Source organism: Allosphingosinicella sp., assembly GCF_036402135.1.
Classification (GTDB): Bacteria; Pseudomonadota; Alphaproteobacteria; order Sphingomonadales; family Sphingomonadaceae; genus Allosphingosinicella.
The window spans coordinates 1-2,172 of the sequence record NZ_DASWTN010000044.1 but is presented as its reverse complement, the minus strand read 5'-3'; the positions used below and the strand labels follow the sequence as shown (position 1 = coordinate 2,172).

The following is a 2,172-nucleotide window of genomic DNA, read 5'->3' as shown; positions in this document are numbered from 1 at the left end:
GGCCGGGAGGGGGCGCCGCCGCCATTATAGAGGAGGTAGGCGTCGAGGTCTGAATGGCGGATGCGGTCGCCGCTGGTCTTCACCTGCGCAAGATGGATGCCGAGATCACGCGCGCGCTGGCGTACAGCGGGTGAGGCAAGCACCTGCGCACTCTGCCTTGCTTCCGGAGCGGGCGCGGCAATCGGCGCAGCGGCCTCGGCGCGGCGGTCCTCGCCGGTGCGGTGCTCGATGCCTTCGCGTTCTTCGCTGCGACGGGGCGCCTGGCGGCGTTCGCCTTCGCGCTTTTCTTCAAGGCTCGGGACGGCCTCTTCCTGCGCTGGCGTCGGCTCGACTAAGCCGTCACCAAGCGCGACGCTATCGTTGCGCTCCGCCTGGGCCGGATCGGAAGCCTGCTCGGCAGGCGCATCACCCTCTACTTCGAACTCGACGAGCACGGAGCCGATGGCGATCTGGTCGCCCACTTCGCCGGCGATCCGCACGACCTTGCCGGCGACCGGCGATTCCATCTCAACCGTCGCCTTGTCGGTCATCATGTCGGCGAGCTGCTGGTCTTCCTTGACCGTGTCGCCGACCTTCACGTGCCAGGCGACGATCTCGGCCTCGGCGATGCCTTCGCCGATATCGGGCAGCTTGAATTGATACAGCGCCATGGCCGGTCAGTCCTCCAAAGCTTTTTTGAGCGCAAGTCCGAGCCGCGTCGGCCCGGGGAAATAGGTCCATTCGAGCGAGTGCGGGTAAGGCGTGTCGTAGCCGGTGACGCGCTGCACCGGCGCTTCCAGATGATAGAAGCAGCGTTCCTGCACCAGCGCAGAAAGCTCCGCGCCAAAGCCCGCGGTGCGGGTGGCTTCGTGCAGGACGACGCAGCGGCCGGTCTTCTTTACCGACGCCTCTATGGTTTCGATGTCGACGGGCACGATGGTGCGAAGGTCGATCACTTCCGCATCGATGCCCTCCGCCTCAGCAGTGGCGAGCGCGACGTGCACCATCGTGCCGTAGGCGAGGATAGTCACGTCATCGCCTTCGCGGACGACGGCAGCCTTGCCGATGGGCACGGTGTAATGGCCTTCGGGCACCTGCGCCGCCGGATGCTTGGCCCAAGGCGTCACCGGCCGTTCGTAGAAGCCATCGAACGGGCCGTTATAGATGCGCTTCGGTTCGAAGAAGAGGACCGGATCGTTGCTTTCAATCGCGGCGATGAGCAGGCCCTTGGCGTCATAGGGATTGGACGGAATGACCGTCTTTAGGCCCGCGACATGGGCGAACAGGGCTTCCGGCGACTGACTATGCGTTTGCCCCCCGAAAATGCCGCCACCGTAGGGCGAGCGGATCACCATCGGCACGGTCCATTCGCCTGCGGTGCGGTAGCGGATCTTGGCCGCTTCCGACACGATCTGGTCGAAGCCCGGATAGATGTAATCGGCGAACTGGATCTCGGCGACGGGACGGAGGCCATAGGTCGCCATGCCGATCGCAACGCCCATGATGCCGCCTTCGGCGATCGGCGTGTCGAACGCGCGCTGCTTGCCGTACTTCTTCTGAAGGCCGGCCGTTACGCGGAAGACGCCGCCGAAATAGCCGACATCCTCACCCAGCACGACGACGTTCGGGTCGCGCTCCATCATCACGTCATGGGCGCTGTTCAGCGCCTCGATCATGTTCATGGCTTTCACTGCGGACGACATCAGCGCTTCGCCTCCTTCTCGGCGAGCGCCTGTTCGCGCTGTTCCTGGAGGTGCCAGGGCAATTCCTCGTACACATCGTCGAACATGGTCGTGATGTCCTGCAGCGGCGCATCCGGCAATGTGCCGAGCTTCTGCGATTCCTGCTGCGCCTTGCGGACTTCCTCGCCCAGTTCCTCGGTCAGCTTTTCGTGCCGCTCCTCGTCCCATTCGCCGAGGCCGATCAGGTGCACCTTGAGGCGCTGGAGCGGATCGCCGAGTGGCCATTTCGCGCCCGCGCCCTGCGGCCTGTAGGCGGAGGGATCGTCGGAGGTCGAATGGCCCTCGACGCGGTAGGTGAACAGCTCGATAATCGTCGGCCCGAGGTTCGACCGCGCCCGGTCCGCGGCCCAGGCGGTCGCGGCATAAACGGCGAGCGGATCGTTGCCGTCGACCCGAAGCGCCGGGATGCCGTAGCCGATGCCGCGCGCGGCGAAGGTGGTTAGCTCCGCCC

Annotated in this window: 3 protein-coding genes; all 3 read right to left on the bottom strand. The window is 65.4% G+C overall.

The features are described from left to right. A partial coding sequence (locus VGD10_RS12550; protein ID WP_331041157.1) for a biotin/lipoyl-containing protein occupies positions 1 to 650 on the bottom strand: 650 nt, incomplete at its 3' end. A 6-nt stretch (positions 651 to 656) separates the two neighbouring features. Continuing rightward, positions 657 to 1,661, bottom strand: a complete 1,005-nt coding sequence (locus VGD10_RS12545) for an alpha-ketoacid dehydrogenase subunit beta (protein ID WP_331041158.1) — start codon at positions 1,659 to 1,661, stop codon at positions 657 to 659. A gap of 20 nt (positions 1,662 to 1,681) precedes the next feature. Then, the coding region (locus tag VGD10_RS12540) for a thiamine pyrophosphate-dependent enzyme (protein ID WP_331041156.1) at positions 1,682 to 2,172 on the bottom strand (491 nt) is incomplete at its 5' end.

What these genes read in the sequence shown, in the direction of transcription:
- VGD10_RS12545 (WP_331041158.1), bottom strand. Translation starts at nt 1,661, where the DNA reads ATGAACATGATCGAGGCGCTGAACAGCGCCCATGACGTGATGATGGAG.